Source organism: Aequoribacter sp. (assembly GCF_965659035.1).
Classification (GTDB): domain Bacteria; phylum Pseudomonadota; class Gammaproteobacteria; order Pseudomonadales; family Halieaceae; genus Aequoribacter.
The window spans coordinates 8,974-12,669 of the sequence record NZ_CBFHWH010000058.1 but is presented as its reverse complement, the minus strand read 5'-3'; the positions used below and the strand labels follow the sequence as shown (position 1 = coordinate 12,669).

Here is a 3,696-nt window from a genome sequence, read left to right as displayed (position 1 = left end):
TTCTAAATACTTTACAATAGCAAAGATTCTATGAATGTTGTTGGCGAGTGCGGATAAGACATGGCTCTGAATAACACCCCGGAAAGGTTGATGTTTACCGTGGCGCTGCTGATGTGTGCCGGTAGACAAAGATAAGTACTGCAGATAAAAGCAGCATGATTGCGCCATACAGTAAGAGGGTGAGCAATACGGTATTGCCGAGCTGCGCCGTTTCTGCCGCGGCAGCCGGGAAAATCGAGGCCTTAATTAAAACCCCAAGATTTATATTGCGCACGACAACTTCCAGCTCAATGGCGGTTGCCCCGGATCTCGAGAGACCAAACAGCCAGGGGATTAGAAATCCCACAGCAAGCAGGAATAGAGTAAAAGCTGCAACGAGTATGACGTTATCAAAGCCGAACGCGGCCAGATTTAACCTACCTGCCATTGCAGAGCCTACGACAATTGCAAAAATGCCTATCAAGGATCCACGAATACTCCATTTGGATAAGGTGGGTGCGCTGCGAGGAAAGAGGTTCAAAAATAACATCCCTGCGGCAAGAGGCAAAAGTAATGTCAGCCCGATTTCCTTCATTATTTGTAGTCTGGGCATGCTGAAATCAGCCGGTAGGTATTGGTTGATGAGTAGAAAAAGAATCAGTGGTGTGGTGACCAGGCAGGCGACGGTCGTGACGGTGGTAATACTGATGGATAAAGCAGCATCGCCGCGGCCGAAAAATGTAAAAATATTGGAAACAGTCCCGCCTGGGATCGCAGCAATCAACGCGAAGCCGATAGCTAAGCCTTCGTGTATCCCAAGTAACCTCAAAAACAAAAAGGCGGCGAGTGGCACAGCGATAAGTTGTATGGCGGTGCCCACCGAAATCGCCAACGGTTTTAGGATTACATCATGAAAATCTCTCGCTGTTAAGGTGGCCCCCATGCCGACCATAGCGAGAATCAGTTGGCTGGCTGCAAACCAGTATTCGTACCTTACGTAAAATTCAGCCATGCGGCCCCCCTTGTTGTCATAAACTTAATTGAAGCACTTTCGCCCCTGCTGAAAATTATCATATTTCGATAACGAAAAGTATATGGTATTGTCGAAAGAAGGATTCAGGATCATCTGAAGCACTCATTTTAAAAGGGCACAAGAGATGGAATTACCGATAAAAAAACTACTCGGACTTGTTGTCGCCGCTGTGATGGCCTCTACAAGTCAGGCTGAGGATTACGATCTCGTCATCAATAACGGCCGAGTTATGGATCCAGAGACGCGTTACGACGAGATCGCGAATGTAGGCATTCGTGATGGCCGTATCGCGATTATTACGCAGGATATGATTACCGGAGAAAACGTGATTGATGCCTCCGGTCATGTTGTCGCCCCCGGATTTATTGATACACATTGGCACTATGACCGACCTTGGTCAAACAAGCTTGCTCTGCGCGACGGACGAACCAGCGTCATGGATCTGGAGGTGGGCACGCATGGCGCCCATCTTGAGCAATGGTATCTCTCACGCGCTGGGAACAATCAAGTGAATTACGGACAGGCCGTTGCCCATGAGCTCGCCCGCTCTGTAATTTTAGATGGTTTCCAGGCTGCGGAAGATACTCGCTCACTCGCCTATTCCCGGAGTGCGGGTATTGGTTGGTGTTGCCGCCGGCCTACCTTTAACGAGGGCAATCAGATACTCGAAATATTAGACCAAGGGCTGCAGGCTGGTGCGCTCGGTATTGGTACGACTGTGGGGTACATGCGCGAAGGCGTGTCGGCACGAGAGCTATTTGAGATACAGCGGCTGGCGGGTCATTACGGCCGGCAGGTCGGCGCCCACTTCCGATACACACCCGGCACCGATACGACTGAGGCTAACGGTATTCAGGAATTGCTGGCCAACGCATCGGCACTGGCTGCCCCTGCTTTGGCTAATCATTTTAACAACCCCGGTTATAACTTGGTGCATGAGCTGTTGGTGCTAATGCGGCAGCGTGGCATGAATGCGTGGGGAGAAATTTACCCCTACGCCGCTGGTTCCACCGCTCTGAACGCGGTCTTTCTGGACCCGGAAATGTGGGTGGATACACTCGGGAATCGTTACGAAGATACGGTTCAAGATGTGGCGACGGGCGAGTGGTACACAGAAAAGACCCGCGCGCAGATGATCGCTCAGGATCCCGTAAGGCCGGTATTGGTGTTCAAGATGTCTGAAACGGCGGTGGTGGACTGGCTCAAACTGCCCGGTGTTTCCCTGGTGACTGATGGTATGCCGATGCTCCCAGACGAAGATTTGACTTGGGATACGCCCTATGAGGCCTTGCCCAACACCCATCCTCGTGGTGCCGGAAGTTATGCGAAGGCTTTGCGCCTTGCCAGGGAAAACAACATTCCTTTGATGCAAGTTCTTGCCATGTCGAGTTACAACTCGGCTCGCCCACTCGGTGAAATGGGCTTAAAGAGTATGCAGGAAAGAGGGCGCATGCAGGTGGGTAAGGTTGCGGATATTACGATATTTGATCCTGCAACTGTGACTGATAATGCGACGTATACACAGGGGACTCTGCCCTCTACCGGGATTCCTTTTGTTGTGGTCAATGGCGTAGTCGTCGTGGAAAATTCTAGAGTGCTTAAGGGGGTCAATCCGGGGCAGCCGATCCGCTTTGACTCCGTTGAGAGTCGCTTTGAACCCATAACGCTTGAAGCTTGGTTTGAGAATTACTACGTTGCACCGGTCGAGTTTGACGGCAAGGTGCCTGATACACATCCGTTTGAAATGTTGATACCTAGCGACCACATTCATTGAGCAGGGAGTAGGCTGTTTCTAGGGGATTGGTATGAAATCCGATCTCGAACATTCAGACTCAACTCCGATTTGGGTTTGAATAGAAGGCGCCTGTTGACATGGCCAGCGTCAATATCGCGGCATCGAGCAAGACAGAACGAAGGAGTAAGGCTATGTTCGAACGATTTTTAATGCTTTCGGTGTTACTACTGAATTGCTTGACGGTATCGAGTGTTTTTGCGGAAGACTACGATATTGTGATCATGGGGGGCAGGGTTATCGACCCTGAAACACAGTTTGACGATATCGCCAATGTGGGTGTCCTAGATGGGCGTATCTCTGCGATTAGCAAAGAGGCGCTTCAGGGAAAAGAAATTGTGGATGCCGCGGGAAAAGTGGTTGCTCCGGGCTTTATTGATACCCACTTTCACTGGCAGGCGCCCATGGGTTACAGGCTTGGGTTACGTGACGGCCTCACCAGCAGCATGGATCTTGAGCTGGGCTGTGCGGGATCCCACCTCGACGATTGGTACAAGTCTCGTGAGGGTGTAACTCAAGTCAACTACGGCTGTGCGGTGAGTCACGAATTTGCGCGTGCGACAGTTATTGATGGATCGGTAGGCGATTACTTGCGAACCGGTCCACTAGCCATGTTGGAAACGCGTAAGAGAAATGGATGGAGTGTCACGCGCCCGAGCTTAGAGCAGACTAACGCAATTCTTGAAGAGATTGATCGTGGTTTGCAAGCAGGTGCCCCCGGTGTCGGAAGTACTTTAGGGTATATGAGGGAGGGTGTTTCGTCACGTGAGCTCTACGAGTTGCAGAAACTGGGTGCTCGATATGGCCGCCTGACTGCGGCACATACTCGTTACACACTGGGAACAGATACTACAGAGAATAACGGAGCCCAGGAACTCATAGCGAACGCTCT

The 3,696-nt window shown here is 50.9% G+C and carries 2 protein-coding genes and 1 pseudogene; 2 read left to right on the top strand and 1 reads right to left on the bottom strand.

What is annotated here, in order from left to right; translation table 11 throughout:
* Window positions 1–94: 94 nt before the first annotated feature.
* Window positions 95–991, bottom strand: coding sequence for a bile acid:sodium symporter family protein (locus ACTF5Z_RS08800; protein ID WP_438985309.1), 897 nt, complete (start codon window positions 989–991; stop codon window positions 95–97).
* A gap of 145 nt (window positions 992–1,136) precedes the next feature.
* On the opposite strand from ACTF5Z_RS08800, the gene ACTF5Z_RS08795 reads away from it, so the two are divergent.
* Together ACTF5Z_RS08795 and ACTF5Z_RS08790 are read left to right on the top strand one after the other, a co-directional pair.
* The gene (locus tag ACTF5Z_RS08795; RefSeq protein ID WP_438985308.1) at window positions 1,137–2,786 is read left to right on the top strand and encodes an amidohydrolase family protein; all 1,650 of its coding nucleotides are present in this window, start codon (window positions 1,137–1,139) and stop codon (window positions 2,784–2,786) included.
* A gap of 152 nt (window positions 2,787–2,938) precedes the next feature.
* Window positions 2,939–3,696: pseudogene (locus ACTF5Z_RS08790) on the top strand (hydrolase); the annotation flags it as partial.

What these genes read in the sequence shown, in the direction of transcription:
- ACTF5Z_RS08800 (WP_438985309.1), bottom strand. Translation starts at nt 991, where the DNA reads ATGGCTGAATTTTACGTAAGGTACGAATACTGGTTTGCAGCCAGCCAA.
- ACTF5Z_RS08795 (WP_438985308.1), top strand. Translation starts at nt 1,137, where the DNA reads ATGGAATTACCGATAAAAAAACTACTCGGACTTGTTGTCGCCGCTGTG.